This window comes from Mesorhizobium sp. WSM4809, assembly GCF_055811655.1.
In genome coordinates this window covers 464,873-479,721 of the sequence record NZ_JBVVQW010000006.1, presented here as the reverse complement: position 1 = coordinate 479,721, position 14,849 = coordinate 464,873, and the positions used below count along the sequence as shown (strand labels likewise).

Here is a 14,849-nt window from a genome sequence, read left to right as displayed (position 1 = left end):
GTTCGCCGCAGCGCCGCGCCAACCCAACCGCTTGGCGCTGCCGCGAACCCATCATAAGGGGGAAAACTGTTACCTATGTATCCGGTTCAAACTGTTACCCATCTATCGGCTGGACACCGGCAGGCGGATGAGGGGCAGCGCGACCTTTGGGATGATCTGCCCACCAGTCGCCCGCACCTCATATCAAAGTTGGCGCCGCCCCTCATTGCCCTGCCGGGCATTTCTCCCCGTATAGTGACGGGGAGAAAGACGCTGTCATCGCCGATTTCGCCAATCACCAACGTATTCCTTTTTCGAAAGCGGACGGCTCTGCATTTTCCTATTGCCGATAAGAATTATCCACGATACTATGTATCCACGATATAGGAGCCGATCCAATGAAGCTGGGCGAGGGCGTTGAGGCAGCCATCCATTGCGCTGCCACGCTGGCGAGTGTGGAGGGGAACAGCACCATGCCTGGCGCTGCTCTCGCCGAGGCCTTTGGCCTGTCGGCTAGCTATCTGCTGAAGCATCTCAACATGCTGAGCGCCGCGCGCATCCTGGAATCGGTGCCCGGGCCTGCCGGTGGCTATCGGCTGGCACGGCCGGCCGAGCGCATCACGCTGCTCGACATCGTGCTGGCCGTCGAGGGCCGCGAGCCGGCCTTCCGTTGCGGCGAGATCCGCCAGCGCAGTCCGGTGAAGCTCGATGCTTCAGCCTATGTCAAACCCTGCGGCATCAACGCGGCGATGCTGAAGGCCGAGCGCGCCTATCGCGCCGCGCTCGCCGAGACCAAGCTGTCCGATATCGTGGCCACCTATGCGGCAGAAGGCGATCCCAGGTCGCTTGCCGCGAGCTGCGCCTTCGTCGAGCGCCACCAGCGGCCGCAGAAATCCAGTTAACCCCGCCGACCCAAACCCAGGCAGATTTGAAAGGACAAGAAGATGAAACAGAGGCTGCAATTTTTCGCCAAGGCGCCGGAGATCATGAAGGCCGTGTCGGCGCTCAACAAGGCGGTGGACGAATGCGGGCTCGAGGTGAGCCTGCTGCACCTGATCAAGCTCAGAGCGTCGCAGATCAATGGCTGCTCGTACTGCGTCGAGATGCATAGCCGCGAGGCGAGGCGCGACGGCGAGACCGAGCAGCGGCTCTACCTGGTTTCAGCCTGGAAGGAATCGCCGCTGTTTTCCGAGCGCGAACGCGCCGCCTTGGCCTGGACCGAGGCCGTCACCCTGATCGCCAACAATGGCGTGCCGGACGAGCTCTATGCAAAGACGCTCGAGCATTTCTCGGAAGAGGAATTGGTCAAGCTGTCCGTTGCGCTCGGCATGATCAACACCTGGAACCGGCTGTGCATTCCGTTCCAGGCCATTCACCCGATGCCGGCGGCCAAGGCCGCCTGATTGTCCATTTATGTTGGGAGCGCCGTCGAAAGACGGCGCTCCACTTTCCAAGGGAGCGTTTGATGCCTGCCGATTTGCCTTCGACCTTGTTGTTTCTCGCTCGCCTGTTGCTCGGCGGCGCCTTCGTCTTCGCCGGCCTGCGCAACATCCAGAACGCGGCCTTCCTGACCCATATGATGGCCGCGCGCGGTGTGCCGCAGGCAAGATTGGCGCTGTGGCTCGGCATCGTGCTTCAGATCGCCGCCGGCGTGCTGGTCATCGCAGGATTGTGGACGGCACTCGCGGCCGCGGTGCTGCTGCTGTTCCTCATCGTCGCCACGCCGATGTTCCACAATTTCTGGGACCATCAGGGTCCGGACCGTGCGTCCCGCATCAATGGCTTCGTCGGCAATGTCGCCCTGAGCGGTGGCTTTCTGACCCTGATCGCGCAATCCGTTTGACGCACAGTTGCATGCCGACTGCGGCCTCTGGTGCCGACGGCTCGATCATAAAATCGGAACCAATCGAGGCGTTGACGCATTTCACACCTGCATGCCCAGCATCCAGGATGGAATATGAAAATCGCCCATGTCGCGCCGCTTTATGAATCGGTGCCGCCAAGGCTCTATGGCGGCACCGAGCGCATCGTCTCGTATCTAACCGAAGCGCTGGTCGATCTGGGCCATGAGGTGACGCTGTTCGCCAGTGGCGACAGCCAGACTTCCGCGACGCTGGTAGCCAGCCGGGAACGCGCGCTGCGCCTCGATCCGCGTCCGCTCAAATCCGAGATCGCTGCGCATCTTTCGATGCTTGCGCAGGTGAGGGACCGGGCGTCGGAGTTCGATGTCATCCACTTCCACCTCAGCCATTTCCTGCACTTTTCCTTCTTCGAGGATCTCGCCGACCGCACGGTGACGACGCCGCATGGCAGGCTGGATTATGTGGACCTGGCGCCGGCCTATGAACGGTTTCCGCGTTTTCCCCTGATTTCCATTTCGCACAGCCAGAAGGCGGGCCTTGCCAAGGCCAATTGGCTGGCGACGATCCATCACGGGCTGCCGACCACTCTCTACGAACCGACTTTCGAGACGACGGCGGAAGAACCCTACCTTGCCTTCCTCGGCCGGTTCTCACGCGACAAGCGCCCGGACCGCGCCATCGAGATCGCCTTGCGGTCGGGGCTCAAGCTGAAGCTTGCGGCAAAGATCGGCGACGACGACCGCGCCTATTTCCACGAGGTGGTCGAACCGTTGATCGACGGCGATCGCATCGTCTATGTCGGCGAGATCGAGGAGGACCAGAAGGTGGAATTTCTCGGCAAGGCGGCCGGCCTGCTGTTCCCGATCGACTGGCCGGAGCCGTTCGGGCTCGCCGCCATCGAGGCCATGGCCTGCGGGACGCCGGTGATCGCCTGGAATTGCGGTGCGCTGCCCGAGATCATCGATCAAGGCGTGACCGGTTTCATCGCTGACACGCTGGATGGCGCGGTCGCCGCGGTGCCTGCTTTGCTGCAGCTCGACAGGCGCAAGGTGAGGGCCGTTTTTGAAAAGCGTTTTTCCGCTCGAAGAATGGCCGGCGACTATCTGGCCGCCTATGCGCGCCTGATCGGCGTCCCGACCGAGGCGAAGGCGTCTTGAGCAACGACGTGCTCGAGCCACGACAACGAAACAACAGGGATCTTTGACGAATGGCCCAACTCGATGAGCGCCAGCTCGATCCCGCGGTTGCGCTTGCATCGCTCGACGCCACCGCCCCTCGCGAGCCGCATCGGCTGTTTGCGCTCAAGCAGGGCGATTGCTTCGCGGTTGCCGACGCCTATGGCGACATACGCGGAGCCGGCGACGGTTTCTTTCGCGACGACACACGGGTTCTTTCCGAGTTCCGGCTGACCGTCGGCGGCAGGCAGACATCGCTGCTTGGCGCCTCACTCAGCCAGGACAATGTGCTGTTCACCACCAATTTGACCAATCTGCCGATACAGAGCGCCGGCGGACGCGACATCCCGCAGGGAGCCATCCACATCGAACGCGTCAGGCTGCTCTGGCAGGACAGGCTGTTCGAACGCATCACCCTTTCCAATTACAGCCGGGAACATTCGACGATCAGCGTCTCCCTGCACTATTCCGCCGATTTCCGCGACATGTTCGAAGTGCGGGGGTCGACACGGCTGAAGCGCGGGCTGGCCCATGCCGCCGAGACAGACGCGACGTCGGTCCTGCTGCGCTATGACGGGCTCGACGGCCTGGCCCGCCTCTCTGCGATATCGTTCTCGCAGGCGCCGGACCAACTGACAGCCAACCGTGCCGATTTCCTGATCGCCGTGACCAAGCGCAGCAGGAAGGTGCTTTATGTCGAGGTCGGTCCCGAGGTGGCCGACAAGCCCGACCGCGACCGGTTCCGCGCCGCTGCCGCCCGCGCCCGCTTTGGCATGCGGGCCAAACGTCGTCATGGCGCGACGGTGCGCAGCTCGGGCCGTGTCTTCAACGATTGGGTCGAGCGCGCCCGCGCCGATGTCGCGCTGCTGACCACCGAACTGGCGACCGGCCCCTATCCCTATGCCGGCATCCCATGGTTCTCGACGGCGTTCGGTCGTGACGGCGTCATCTCGGCGCTGCAGATGCTGTGGCTCAATCCCGGCCTGGCGCGGGGCGTGTTGGCCTTTCTGGCCCAGCATCAGGCGACCGAGACATCGCCGTTCAGCGATTCGCAGCCGGGCAAGATCATGCACGAGACCCGCAAAGGCGAAATGGTGGCGCTGCGGGAGCTTCCCTTCGGCCGCTACTACGGTGGCGTCGATACGACACCGCTCTACATCTATCTTGCTTGCGCCTACGCCGATCGTACCGGTGACATGGCATTCATCGACGGCCTGTGGCCTTCGCTGTGCGCGGCGGCCGAATGGACGGAGGAGGCGGGCCAGGAGACCGGATTCGTGACTTACCAGCGAGCGGCCGAGTCCGGCCTCGCAAACCAGGGATGGAAGGACAGTTTCGATTCGGTCTTCCATGCCGATGGCCGCATTCCCAAGGGCCCGATAGCCCTGGTCGAAGTGCAGGGCTATGTCTTTGCCGCCTTCCGCGGGCTGGCCAAGCTTGCCCGCCGCCGTGGCGAGGACGACAAAGCCGATCACTGGGAGGACCGCGCCGAGGCGATGCGGGTGGCGGTGGAACGCGATTTCTGGCTTGACGATCTCGGCTTCTATGCCCTCGCGATCGACGGTGCCGGCGAGCCCTGCAAGGTGCGGACCTCGAATGCCGGGCATCTGCTCTTTGTCGGATTGCCTGAGCCGGCGCGGGCACAGATGGTCGCCGACCAGCTGCTTTCCGCCTCCTTCCATTCCGGCTGGGGGCTGAGGACGCTTGCCGACGATGCGGTGTTCTTTAACCCGATGTCGTACCACAATGGCGCGATCTGGCCGCACGACACCGCCATATGCGGTGCCGGCCTGGCGCATTATGGCGAGCGTGAAAGCGTGGTTCGCCTGATGAGCGGCACATTCGAATCCGCGGTCCATTTCAACATGCGGCTGCCCGAACTGTTCTGCGGGTTTACACGCGCGCCGGGCGAAGCACCCATCGCCTATCCCGTCGCTTGCCTGCCGCAAGCGTGGTCGGCGGGATCCGCCTTCATGCTGATGCAGGCCTGCCTTGGCCTGGAGATCGACGGCTGGGATGGCGAAATCCGCGTCACCCGCCCGAGACTGCCGATCGGCATCGATACGCTGACACTGCGGCACCTGGGCGTCGGCGACCGGGTCGTCGATCTCACCTTCCAGCGCGTCGGTGACCGGGTCGTCGCTTTCCTTGCCGACCGCCATGAAGGGCTGGTGCCGCTCATCGTAAGGACATGATCCGAACAAAATTGCCGGAACCGATCCGAGCTTTGTGCGTTGCAAAAATAGGTCCGAACGCTGACCACGTGGTCGGCGGACCATTTCAAACGGGAACACGAACAAACGGTCGCCGACGGCCGGGGTGAGTTGACATTCAATGACAAACTACGGTGCGGACCTGCTCTGGGTTCTGATCTTCGCGAGCCTCGGTTTTTCCGCTCTTGCCGTTTTCCTCTCCATATCGCGGCACCGTCGCCGTCATCCACCCGCGGTCGCACATACGGCAGGTGAAGATGTGGCCGCGGAAGCCGCGCGCAAGGTGATACGGGAGTTCGAAAAGAATGGCCAATCGGCCGATGCCGCGCTGGTGACCTGGTCGCCCGAAACATTGCGCAAGATCCTGGCCGACGATCTGCCCGATGCGCAGGTCATCGTGGTGTCCAATCGCGAACCGTACATCCACAATGTGAAGGGCGACGGCGTCGAGTTGCTCGTCCCGGCCAGCGGACTGGTGTCGGCGCTCGAGCCCATTACCCGCGCCTGTGCCGGCACCTGGATCGCCTATGGCGGCGGAACGGCGGACCGCCTCACCGTCGACAACCACGATCGTGTGCAGGTGCCGCCTGGCAACCCGTCCTACACGCTGCGCCGAGTCTGGCTGACGGAGGAAGAGCACCAGGGCTATTATCTCGGTTTCGCCAATGAGGGCCTTTGGCCGCTTTGCCATATCGCCTTCACCCGGCCGATTTTTCGCGCTTCGGACTGGGCTGCCTATGAAGCCGTCAACCGCAAGTTTGCCGATACGGTGGTTGCCGAGGCCCGCAACGAGCGGCCGATCGTGCTGGTCCAGGACTACCATTTCGCGCTGCTGCCGCGCATGATCCGCGAGCGCCTGCCGGAGGCGATCGTCATCACTTTCTGGCATATCCCGTGGCCGAACTCGGAAGTGTACAGCATCTGTCCCTGGCGTGAACGCATCCTCGAAGGGCTGCTCGGCAGTTCGATCATCGGCTTCCACACCCAGTTCCACGCCAACAATTTCACCGAAAGCGTCGATCGCTTCCTGGAAAGCCGCATCGAGCGGGCCGATGCGGCCATCTCCTACGGCGGACGGACCACATTGGTGCACGCCTATCCCATCTCGATAGAATGGCCGGCGGACCTGCTGGCGAAACTTCCCGATGTCGACGATTGCCGCGCTCGCATGCGCGAGAGGTTCGGCCTTAAAGCTGATGTGAAGCTGGCCGTCGGGGTCGAGCGCCTCGATTACACCAAAGGCATTCTTGATCGGTTTCACGCTTTGAACGAATTGTTCAAGCGACAGCCTGAATGGATCGGAAAACTTGTCTTCCTGCAGGTCGCGGCACCCAGCCGCGGCACGCTGCCGGCCTACAAATTGCTCCATGACGAGTGCCACCGTTATGCCGAAGAGCTCAACCGGCGTTATGGCAGCGAGGGCTACAGGCCGGTGATCATGGTGGCCGAACATCACTCGCAGGAACAGGTTTACGAGATCTATCGGGCCGCCGACATATGCATGGTCACCAGCCTGCATGACGGCATGAACCTCGTCGCAAAGGAATTCGTCGCCGCGCGCGACGACGAGCAGGGTGTTTTGATGCTCAGCACATTCGCCGGCGCCTCGCGCGAATTGCTGGAGGCGCTGATCGTCAACCCTTACGATGCCGCCATGATGAGCGGAGCGCTGTTGCAGGCATTGACCATGGCGCCCGAAGAACAGCGCGAGCGCATGCGACCCATGCGCGAGACGATCCGCAACAACAACGTCTATCGCTGGGCCGGCAGCATGCTTCTGGATGCGGCGCGTTTGCGCAAGCGCGGAGACCTCGATCGGGTAACCGGTGCCGCCGGCGACCCGCCGCCCAGCGTCGACAATGTCGTCTCCATCTTTGAGCGCAGACGGATGGCGATGTCATGAGCGATACGCTGCAGAAGATGATCGGCGAGACCCTGCAAAAGCCGCAGGCCGTCATGGAGAAACCGCAGCCTGTGCTGGCCGGCGAATGGGCATTGTTCCTCGACATCGACGGCACGTTGCTGGAACATGCCGAGCACCCGGACGCAGTCTCGGTCAGCGACGAGCTTCGCTCCTTGCTGCAAGGCCTGGACCGCAAGCTGAACGGGGCGTTGGCGTTCATCACGGGCCGGTCCGTTTCGGCCGTCGATCATCTGTTTCAGCCTTTGAAACTGCGCGCCGCCGGGCTCTATGGCCTGGAACATCGGCTCCTGCCGGACGACGACGTCGAGATCGCGGACGAGCCGGCGGATATCGCAGCCCTTGCCGACGAGATCGAGGCCGAGCTCGGTCGTGGGGCGTATATCGAGCGCAAGGGACGGGTGCTGGCCATCCACACGCGCGCCGCCCCGCATCTGCTTCCGCGCGCGACGCAGCTCGTCGAGCAGGCGCTGGCCGGCCTGCCAAAGGGCTACCGGGTGGTTGCCGGCAACGCCGGAGTGGAATTGCTGCCGCTGGAGGCGGCCAAGGGTGCCGCGATCCGGCGTTTCATGGAGATTGCGCCATTCGCAGGTCGCCGCCCGGTCTTCCTGGGCGACGACACGTCGGACGAAAACGGCTTCGAAACGATCAATGATGCCGGCGGCATATCGATACGGGTCAAACCACCGGCGCAAACGACCGCGCAGTACGGGCTGGCCGGCGTTGCCGAGACGCTGGCCTGGCTGAGAGGTCAACTCTAGGTGCAGCCGACGCAACCGTGATCGCGCCTCCTGGAAAGGACAAGGAAAGGAACGGTTTCGATGGGACGCTTTGCACAATTGGTTCGAGAGATCACCCCGAACTGGCTTCACGCTCGCTCCTCCCGCCATGAGATCGCCGACGTTTCACCGTCCGACGCGGACTACAGCTGGCAAGAGGCGATCGACAACAAGATGTATGGGGCGGATACATCTGACTATTCCCATGTGCCGGAAAAGCCTGTTTCGGCAACACCGGCAGGCGACAGGCCCGCGGACGAGAACGACCGCGTTCCAAAGAAGGCCAATTAAGGTCCCGTCGGAGCCCGATAGTCGCTGTTCCTATGCCGCAAATCTCAGGCCGCCGTCGCAGGTCAGCACCTGGCCGGTCATGAAGCCGTTGGAGACGAGGAAGGCGATTGCGTCGGCCACGTCTTCGGCCCGACCGACGCGGCCGACCGGGGTCTTGCCGGCATAGTCGGCAAAGATCGTTTGCCTCTGCTCTTCGGCCAGAAAATCCCACCAGGGCGTGTCGATGACGCCCGGCGCCACGACATTAACGCGCAGCGGCTTCAGTTCCAGGGCCAGGATCGGCACCACAGTCAACAGCATGCCGTTGATGGCGGCGATACCGGCGACGCCGGGCGTCGCGAGTTGCGCCGACACCGCCGAGATAAAGGTGACCGATCCGACCTTGTTCAGCGTCGGCAAGGCGGCCTGCAGGCAGGACAGCTGCGGGCGGACCTTTTCCTCGACGCCGCTGCCGATGTCGCTCAGGTCAAGCGTCGGGAAGGGGCCGAGGCCCTTGCCGCCGCTGGCCGCCAGCACCAGATGGTCGAAAGGACCGAGGCTCTGGAAAAACTGGCGGACCTCATCCGGCTTCGCGGTGTCGAAAGCAGCCTTCCCGGCAGCGCTGCCAAGGCTTTTCCAAGCGCTCTTCAGTTTGTCCTCGTTGCGCCCGGTGATGGTCACCTTCATGCCCGGGCCAAGCAGTTTTCGCGCCGTCGCCAGGCCGATGCCGGACGAGCCGCCGATGATGACGGTGTGTTCGATTGTCTTGGTCATGAATGGTCTTCCTTCGATGTGGGGGAGGCCGTGCCGATGAGATCAAGGCTCAAGGCTCGCAGACGTTGCCTTGCCTTGGCGTCATAGGCCTGGGTATCGGCGCGGGATTCCCGCAGGCCGTCGAAATAGAGGCCGCTTTTCCCGTCGAGCGCGGGTAAGGCGGCGAGGTTGAGGATGGCCTCGGCACCGGTCTCGACCGAGCTCCACGGCGTCACGCCTGCTTGCCGGACCATGGTGGTGTTCAAATAGCTCGCCGGATGCAGCGCGTTGACGGTGACGCCGGTGCCTTTCAGCTGCTCCGCAAGGTCGACGGTGAACAGGATCTGCGCCAGCTTGCTCTGGCAATAGGCACGCACGCCGTCATAGGAGCGGGTCAGCATGACATCGCTGAAATCGATCGCCTGCTGCCCCGCAGAGGCGACATTGACGATGCGGGCCGGCGCACTCGCCTTCAGCAACGACAGAAGCTCCGATGTCAGCAGGAAACCGGCGAGGTAGTTGACCGCGAAGCGCAGTTCGTAGCCGTCGGCGCTGACCTGCCTTTTGGCACCTTGGCCCGCTGTGCCGATTCCGGCATTGTTGACGAGGATGTCGAGCCGATCCGTCCGGGCGCGCACGGCTCCGGCAAGCCGGCGCACTTCGGCCAGCGACGAGAGGTCGGCGACCAGAAGCTCCGCCCTGCCGCCGGTCGCTTCGATCCCGGTGACAACAGCCTTGCCGCGCGTCGCATCGCGGCCATGCACCAGCACACGGGCGCCCGCGGCGCCGAGCCGTTGCGCGACGACCCGGCCGACGCCATCGGTAGAGCCGGTGATGAGGATCGTCTTGTCTTTGAGTTCCATGTTCAGAGCCTCCGTTCTGTTGCTCTGAACCGAAGATGGGACAGTTGGCGCGGGCCAAACAGTTCAAACTTTATCCTGGTATCAATACTGCTATAATACTCGCATGGAGTCCCAACCCCACGCTGCCCCCACACATTCGGCTGAAGACAGCCGCCGGCGCGAACTCGGCGCCTTCCTGCGCTCGCGCCGCGAAAGGCTGACGCCCTCGGCCACCGGCATCGCCACCGGTCTCAGGCGGCGTACGCCGGGCTTGCGCCGCGAGGAGGTGGCGATGATCGCCGGTGTCGGCACCACCTGGTACACATGGCTGGAGCAGGGGCGGGAGGTCAGGCCCTCGGTCGAGGTGCTGACGGCACTTGCCGAAGCACTGCGCCTCGACGCCGCCGAAAAACAGCATCTGTTCATCCTCGCCGACCGCCAGCAGCCGGAGCGCCGTGCCGTGGCGCCGGAAAAAGTCGACGGCCCCTTGCTGCACATGCTGCAGAGCCTGGTGCTGCAGCCGGCCTATGTTGTCGGGCGGCGCTGGGATGTGCTGGCCTGGAACCCGGCTGCCGTCGCGGTGTTCGGCGACTATGGCTTGCTGGAGGGTGACGCCCGCAACATCGTCCACATGGTGTTCACGAGCCCGCACCACCGGCGCCTGCTGGTCGACTGGGAGCAACTGGCGCGCACCGTGCTGGCCTCCTTCCGGGCCGCGAGTGCGCGTTATGTCGGCGATCCGGATTTCGAGCGGCTGATCGAGTTGATGACGCGTTCGAGCCCCGAATTTCGCGCCTGGTGGCCGCAGCGCGACGTCGCGCACCGGTTGTCGGGGGTGAAGCATGTCCGGCACCCGAGCGCGGGCGCCATGATCTTCGAGCATATGAGCCTGTCGATCGGCGATGGCTCCGACATGAAGCTGATCGTCTACACGCCGCTCGCCGAGCAGAACTCGGTCGCCAAGCTGCAGACATTGCTGGACGCGCTGCCGGTTGAGCGGCGCAGCGCCTGAAGCGTCAGGTCTTCGGCTTCAGCCCATCCAAGAACAATTGTTCGAGAAACCTTGCCGCATCCTCGAAGCGGCCGTCGCCGCCGCGGTTCGGCCCGAGCACGGCCCGGACCTGGACGTCGAAATCGGCGTAGTGCTGCGTCGTCGCCCAGATCGAGAAGATCAGGTGCCACGGATCGGTCTTGGCGATCTTGCCGGCGCGCATCCAGCCCTTGATGACGGTCGCCTTCTCGTCGACCAGCGTTTTCAGTTCGCCCGCCAGCAGCGGCATGATGCGCGGCGCGCCTTGCAGGATCTCGTTGGCGAACAGCCGGCTCTCGCGCGGAAAGTCGCGTGCCATCTCCAGCTTGCGCCTGATGTAGCTGCGCAATTCGGTCAAGGGGTCGCCGATGTCATCGAGTTCACGCAGCGGCGCCAGCCAGGTGTCGAGCAGGCGCTGCATCAGCGTCTCGTGGATGTCTTCCTTGCGGCGGAAATAATAGAGCAGGTTCGGCTTCGACATGCCGGCGGCTTCGGCGATCTGGTCAATGGTCGAGCCACGAAAACCGTTGGTCGAGAAAACCTCGAGCGCCGCCTCCAGGATGAGTTCGCGCTTTTCCTGCTGGATGCGGGTGCGACGAGGGGCGTCCGTGGTCACCGTTGCCAGCCCTCGCGTTGAGGGTCATCTGGACCAATTCTCTGGACCAGTTTTTCCCTAGCCTGTGGAACGCACTTCAGGTGCCGCATTTCCGCTAGTAATCCCTTGACCGCCGACAGGGCGGTGCTAACGTTTGTCCAATCGGTCAAAAATTTGCGTAGCATGAAAACGCGGCAAAGACCAAGCGTTGGGCGCACCGAAACAGATTACAAGGGGAAGTCCTGGTCATGTCCAACCGGCTGAAAGTCACGCCGAACGATCTCAGCGCATTTTGGATGCCGTTCACGGCAAACCGGCAGTTCAAGCAGGCGCCGCGCATGATGGTGTCCGCCAAGGACATGCATTACACGACCAGCGACGGCCGCAAGGTTCTCGACGGCACCGCCGGCCTGTGGTGCGTCAATGCCGGCCACTGCCGTCCCAAGATCACCGAGGCGATCCAGCAGCAGGCCGCCGAGCTCGACTATGCGCCCGCCTTCCAGATGGGCCACCCGATCGTGTTCGAACTGGCCAACCGCCTGGTCGACCTCGCGCCCAAGGGCATGGACCATGTCTTCTTCACCAATTCCGGCTCGGAATCGGTCGAGACCGCGCTCAAGATGGCCATCGCCTATCATCGTGTGAAGGGCGAGGGCTCGCGCACCCGGCTGATCGGTCGCGAGCGCGGCTATCACGGCGTCAATTTCGGCGGCATCTCGGTCGGCGGCATCGTCACCAACCGCAAGATGTTCGGCACGCTGCTCGGCGGCGTCGACCATATGCCGCACACGCATCTGCCGGAAAAGAACGCCTTCACCAAGGGCGTACCGGAGTATGGCGCGGAACTCGCCAACGAACTGGAGCGCATCGTCGCCCTGCATGACGCTTCGACCATCGCCGCCGTCATCGTCGAGCCGGTCGCAGGCTCCACCGGCGTCATCCTGCCGCCGAAGGGCTATCTCGAGAAGCTGCGTGAAATCTGCACCAAGCATGGCATCCTGTTGATCTTCGACGAGGTCATCACCGGCTTCGGTCGTCTTGGTACGCCGTTCGCCGCCGATTATTTCGGTGTCACGCCAGACATCATGACCACCGCCAAGGGCGTCTCCAACGGCGTCATCCCGATGGGCGCGGTGTTCGTCAAGAAGGAGATCCACGACGCCTTCATGACCGGCCCCGAGCACATGATCGAGTTCTTCCACGGCTACACCTATTCGGGCAACCCGATCGCCTGCGCGGCCGCACTCGGCACGCTCGACACCTACAAGGAAGAGGGCCTGCTGACCCGCGGCGAGGAGCTGGCGCCGTACTGGGAAGACGCGCTGCATTCGCTGAAAGGCGAGCCGAACGTCATCGATATCAGGAACATCGGCCTGATCGGCGCGATCGAGCTGGCGCCGATCGCCGGCCAGCCGACCAAGCGGGCCTTCTCGGCCTTCGTCAAGGCGTTCGAGCGCGGCGCGCTGATCCGCACCACCGGCGACATCATCGCGCTGTCGCCGCCGCTGATCATCACCAAGGGCCAGATCAACGAATTGATCGACCATGTCAGAGAAGTCTTGCGAGCCATAGATTGACGAACTGGACGCGGATATCCCTCCCCCTCGAGGGGAGGGTGGCCGCGAAGCGGTCGGGTGGGGTCGGTGCGACTGGGTGCCGACCTGATCTTTTGCTGCGTGGCCGCGTCTGATGCCCCGTACCCGCGTGAGCTTCGAAATGCGCCAGAAGGCGCGCGCGCTTCGAGTTCACGCGACCAAGGGCGAATCCCTCCTGTGGTATGAACTGTGGGAGTTGAAATCGGGAGGCATCAAGTTTCGCCGTCAGTGCCCGATTGGGCCTTATATCGTTGACTTCGTTTGCTTGGCGGTGAAGCTGATCGTTGAGGTCGACGGTGATCTGCACGAACACGAGAAGGGTAAACGGCACGATGCTGTTCGTGATGCCTATCTGCGCTCTCTCGGGTTTCACGTCTTCCGTGTTGACGAGCCCGATGTCATAAACAGCGCGTGGCATGTCGCGCAGATGGTCAAGGGGAAGGTTGAGCATATGTCAGCCGACCCCACCCGACCGCTTCGCGGCCACCCTCCCCTCGAGGGGGAGGGGGACGCCGGCGCCCCGCAATCGATGAGGTTTTAGAGCATGGCCGCACCCGGCGAGAATCTGCGAATCAATTCAGATCGTTTGTGGGATTCCATCATGGAGATGGCGAAGATTGGCCCCGGCATCGCCGGCGGCAACAATCGCCAGACGGTGACCGACGAAGACGGCGAAGGGCGGCATCTGTTCAAGCGCTGGTGCGATGCGGCCGGGCTCGAAATGGGCGTCGATGGAATGGGCACGATGTTCGCCCGCCGCGAAGGCACCGATCCCAGCCTGCCGCCGGTCTATGTCGGCAGCCATCTCGATACGCAGCCGACCGGCGGCAAGTACGACGGCGTGCTCGGCGTGCTGGGCGGGCTTGAAGTGGTGCGCTCGCTCAACGATCTCGGCATCAAGACCAAACATCCGATCGTCGTCACCAACTGGACGAACGAGGAGGGCTCGCGCTTTGCGCCGGCTATGATGGCGTCCGGCGTGTTCGCCGGCGTGCTCGACCAGGCCGATGTGTACGGGCATGTCGACAAGCAGGGCAAGAAATTCGGTGAGGAGCTCGAGCGTATCGGTTGGAAAGGCACTGAGAAGGTCGGTGACCGCAAGATCCACGCCTTCTTCGAACTGCATATCGAACAGGGTCCGATCCTCGAGGACGAAGATATCGACATCGGGGTCGTCACTCATGGCCAGGGCCTTAAATGGCTGCAGGTGACGCTGACAGGCAAGGAAGCCCACACCGGCTCGACCCCGATGCCCAAGCGCCGCAATGCCGGGCTCGGCATGGCGCGGGTGATCGAACTGGTGCACGAGATCGCCATGGACTACCAGCCCGATGCCGTCGGCGCGGTCGGCCACATGGAGGTCTATCCCAACTCGCGCAACATCATCGCCGGACGCACCGTCTTCACCGTCGACATCCGCTCGCCGGAAAAGGAAGTGCTGGACGCTATGGATGGCCGCATCCGTGAAGGCATCGACACGATCTGCGACGCGCTCGACATCCGCTACGAGATCGAGCAGGTCGGCGCTTTCGATCCGGTCACCTTCGACGCGGGTTGCGTCAAGGCGATCCGCGATGCCGCCGAACGTCTCGGCTATTCCCACCGCAACATCGTCTCCGGCGCCGGCCATGACGCCTGCTGGATCAACCGCGTCGCGCCCACCGCCATGGTGATGTGCCCCTGCGTCGACGGCTTGAGCCACAACGAGGCCGAGGAGATCACCAAGGAATGGGCTTCGGCAGGTGCCGACGTTTTGTTCCACGCGGTGGTGGAGACGGCTGTCATCGTGGAGTGAGCTTAGATCTACCTTCCAAACGACGCTCGTAAGAAGCGCG

At 63.3% G+C, this 14,849-nt stretch carries 15 protein-coding genes; 12 read left to right on the top strand and 3 right to left on the bottom strand.

The features are described from left to right. Positions 1–377 precede the first annotated feature (377 nt). The 8 genes from AC0L24_RS18885 (at position 378) to AC0L24_RS18850 (ending at position 8,220) form a co-directional block, all read left to right on the top strand. Positions 378–881 carry an RrF2 family transcriptional regulator gene (locus AC0L24_RS18885; RefSeq protein ID WP_473564048.1) on the top strand — a complete coding sequence of 168 codons (504 nt, stop codon included), beginning with the start codon at positions 378–380 and terminating at the stop codon, positions 879–881. A gap of 42 nt (positions 882–923) precedes the next feature. After that, a complete protein-coding gene (locus AC0L24_RS18880; RefSeq protein ID WP_127269912.1) occupies positions 924–1,382 on the top strand; it encodes a carboxymuconolactone decarboxylase family protein in 459 nt (152 codons plus the stop codon). Between the two features lie 62 nt (positions 1,383–1,444). Beyond that, complete coding sequence (locus tag AC0L24_RS18875; protein WP_127382848.1) at positions 1,445–1,822, top strand: DoxX family protein; 378 nt, start codon at positions 1,445–1,447, stop codon at positions 1,820–1,822. A gap of 114 nt (positions 1,823–1,936) precedes the next feature. After that, a complete protein-coding gene (locus AC0L24_RS18870) occupies positions 1,937–2,998 on the top strand; it encodes a glycosyltransferase family 4 protein (RefSeq protein ID WP_127809957.1) in 1,062 nt (353 codons plus the stop codon). 50 nt (positions 2,999–3,048) lie between these two features. Then, positions 3,049–5,211, top strand: coding sequence for an amylo-alpha-1,6-glucosidase (locus tag AC0L24_RS18865; protein ID WP_127809958.1), 2,163 nt, complete (start codon positions 3,049–3,051; stop codon positions 5,209–5,211). A gap of 139 nt (positions 5,212–5,350) precedes the next feature. Beyond that, positions 5,351–7,132: an alpha,alpha-trehalose-phosphate synthase (UDP-forming) gene (locus AC0L24_RS18860; RefSeq protein ID WP_127382850.1), complete on the top strand. Its 1,782-nt coding sequence runs from the start codon at positions 5,351–5,353 to the stop codon at positions 7,130–7,132. A 53-nt stretch (positions 7,133–7,185) separates the two neighbouring features. Continuing rightward, positions 7,186–7,911, top strand: coding sequence for a trehalose-phosphatase (otsB, locus tag AC0L24_RS18855; RefSeq protein WP_164873974.1), 726 nt, complete (start codon positions 7,186–7,188; stop codon positions 7,909–7,911). A gap of 60 nt (positions 7,912–7,971) precedes the next feature. Then, on the top strand, positions 7,972–8,220 hold the full coding sequence (locus AC0L24_RS18850; RefSeq protein WP_127809960.1) for a hypothetical protein: 249 nt from the start codon (positions 7,972–7,974) through the stop codon (positions 8,218–8,220). Between the two features lie 30 nt (positions 8,221–8,250). Here AC0L24_RS18850 and AC0L24_RS18845 read toward each other — a convergent pair whose 3' ends face one another. Both AC0L24_RS18845 and AC0L24_RS18840 read right to left on the bottom strand, forming a co-directional pair. Then, positions 8,251–8,973 carry an SDR family oxidoreductase gene (locus AC0L24_RS18845; RefSeq protein WP_127809961.1) on the bottom strand — a complete coding sequence of 241 codons (723 nt, stop codon included), beginning with the start codon at positions 8,971–8,973 and terminating at the stop codon, positions 8,251–8,253. Beyond that, complete coding sequence (locus AC0L24_RS18840; RefSeq protein ID WP_473564047.1) at positions 8,970–9,815, bottom strand: SDR family NAD(P)-dependent oxidoreductase; 846 nt, start codon at positions 9,813–9,815, stop codon at positions 8,970–8,972. The genes AC0L24_RS18845 and AC0L24_RS18840 overlap by 4 nt, the downstream gene beginning before the upstream one ends. Before the next feature lie 103 nt (positions 9,816–9,918). Here AC0L24_RS18840 and AC0L24_RS18835 point away from each other — a divergent pair, with 103 nt between their 5' ends. After that, a complete protein-coding gene (locus AC0L24_RS18835) occupies positions 9,919–10,806 on the top strand; it encodes a helix-turn-helix transcriptional regulator (RefSeq protein ID WP_127809963.1) in 888 nt (295 codons plus the stop codon). 4 nt (positions 10,807–10,810) lie between these two features. Here AC0L24_RS18835 and AC0L24_RS18830 read toward each other — a convergent pair whose 3' ends face one another. Then, on the bottom strand, positions 10,811–11,440 hold the full coding sequence (locus tag AC0L24_RS18830; protein ID WP_127331170.1) for a TetR family transcriptional regulator C-terminal domain-containing protein: 630 nt from the start codon (positions 11,438–11,440) through the stop codon (positions 10,811–10,813). A gap of 227 nt (positions 11,441–11,667) precedes the next feature. On the opposite strand from AC0L24_RS18830, the gene aptA reads away from it, so the two are divergent. The 3 genes from aptA to AC0L24_RS18815 all read left to right on the top strand — a co-directional run bounded on the left by aptA (position 11,668) and on the right by AC0L24_RS18815 (position 14,809). Further along, positions 11,668–12,996 carry an omega-aminotransferase AptA gene (aptA, locus tag AC0L24_RS18825; protein ID WP_127398930.1) on the top strand — a complete coding sequence of 443 codons (1,329 nt, stop codon included), beginning with the start codon at positions 11,668–11,670 and terminating at the stop codon, positions 12,994–12,996. Between the two features lie 139 nt (positions 12,997–13,135). Next, a complete protein-coding gene (locus tag AC0L24_RS18820) occupies positions 13,136–13,555 on the top strand; it encodes a DUF559 domain-containing protein (RefSeq protein ID WP_292634670.1) in 420 nt (139 codons plus the stop codon). A gap of 3 nt (positions 13,556–13,558) precedes the next feature. Beyond that, positions 13,559–14,809: a Zn-dependent hydrolase gene (locus AC0L24_RS18815; protein WP_127809965.1), complete on the top strand. Its 1,251-nt coding sequence runs from the start codon at positions 13,559–13,561 to the stop codon at positions 14,807–14,809. Positions 14,810–14,849 lie beyond the last annotated feature (40 nt).

Excerpts from the sequence above, each read along its gene's own strand:
- AC0L24_RS18850 (WP_127809960.1), top strand. The coding sequence starts at position 7,972 with ATGGGACGCTTTGCACAATTGGTTCGAGAGATCACCCCGAACTGGCTT.
- otsB (WP_164873974.1), top strand. The coding sequence starts at position 7,186 with ATGGAGAAACCGCAGCCTGTGCTGGCCGGCGAATGGGCATTGTTCCTC.
- AC0L24_RS18885 (WP_473564048.1), top strand. The coding sequence starts at position 378 with ATGAAGCTGGGCGAGGGCGTTGAGGCAGCCATCCATTGCGCTGCCACG.
- AC0L24_RS18815 (WP_127809965.1), top strand. The coding sequence starts at position 13,559 with ATGGCCGCACCCGGCGAGAATCTGCGAATCAATTCAGATCGTTTGTGG.
- AC0L24_RS18875 (WP_127382848.1), top strand. The coding sequence starts at position 1,445 with ATGCCTGCCGATTTGCCTTCGACCTTGTTGTTTCTCGCTCGCCTGTTG.
- aptA (WP_127398930.1), top strand. The coding sequence starts at position 11,668 with ATGTCCAACCGGCTGAAAGTCACGCCGAACGATCTCAGCGCATTTTGG.
- AC0L24_RS18835 (WP_127809963.1), top strand. The coding sequence starts at position 9,919 with ATGGAGTCCCAACCCCACGCTGCCCCCACACATTCGGCTGAAGACAGC.
- AC0L24_RS18880 (WP_127269912.1), top strand. The coding sequence starts at position 924 with ATGAAACAGAGGCTGCAATTTTTCGCCAAGGCGCCGGAGATCATGAAG.
- AC0L24_RS18820 (WP_292634670.1), top strand. The coding sequence starts at position 13,136 with ATGCGCCAGAAGGCGCGCGCGCTTCGAGTTCACGCGACCAAGGGCGAA.
- AC0L24_RS18865 (WP_127809958.1), top strand. The coding sequence starts at position 3,049 with ATGGCCCAACTCGATGAGCGCCAGCTCGATCCCGCGGTTGCGCTTGCA.
- AC0L24_RS18860 (WP_127382850.1), top strand. The coding sequence starts at position 5,351 with ATGACAAACTACGGTGCGGACCTGCTCTGGGTTCTGATCTTCGCGAGC.
- AC0L24_RS18840 (WP_473564047.1), bottom strand. The coding sequence starts at position 9,815 with ATGGAACTCAAAGACAAGACGATCCTCATCACCGGCTCTACCGATGGC.
- AC0L24_RS18870 (WP_127809957.1), top strand. The coding sequence starts at position 1,937 with ATGAAAATCGCCCATGTCGCGCCGCTTTATGAATCGGTGCCGCCAAGG.
- AC0L24_RS18845 (WP_127809961.1), bottom strand. The coding sequence starts at position 8,973 with ATGACCAAGACAATCGAACACACCGTCATCATCGGCGGCTCGTCCGGC.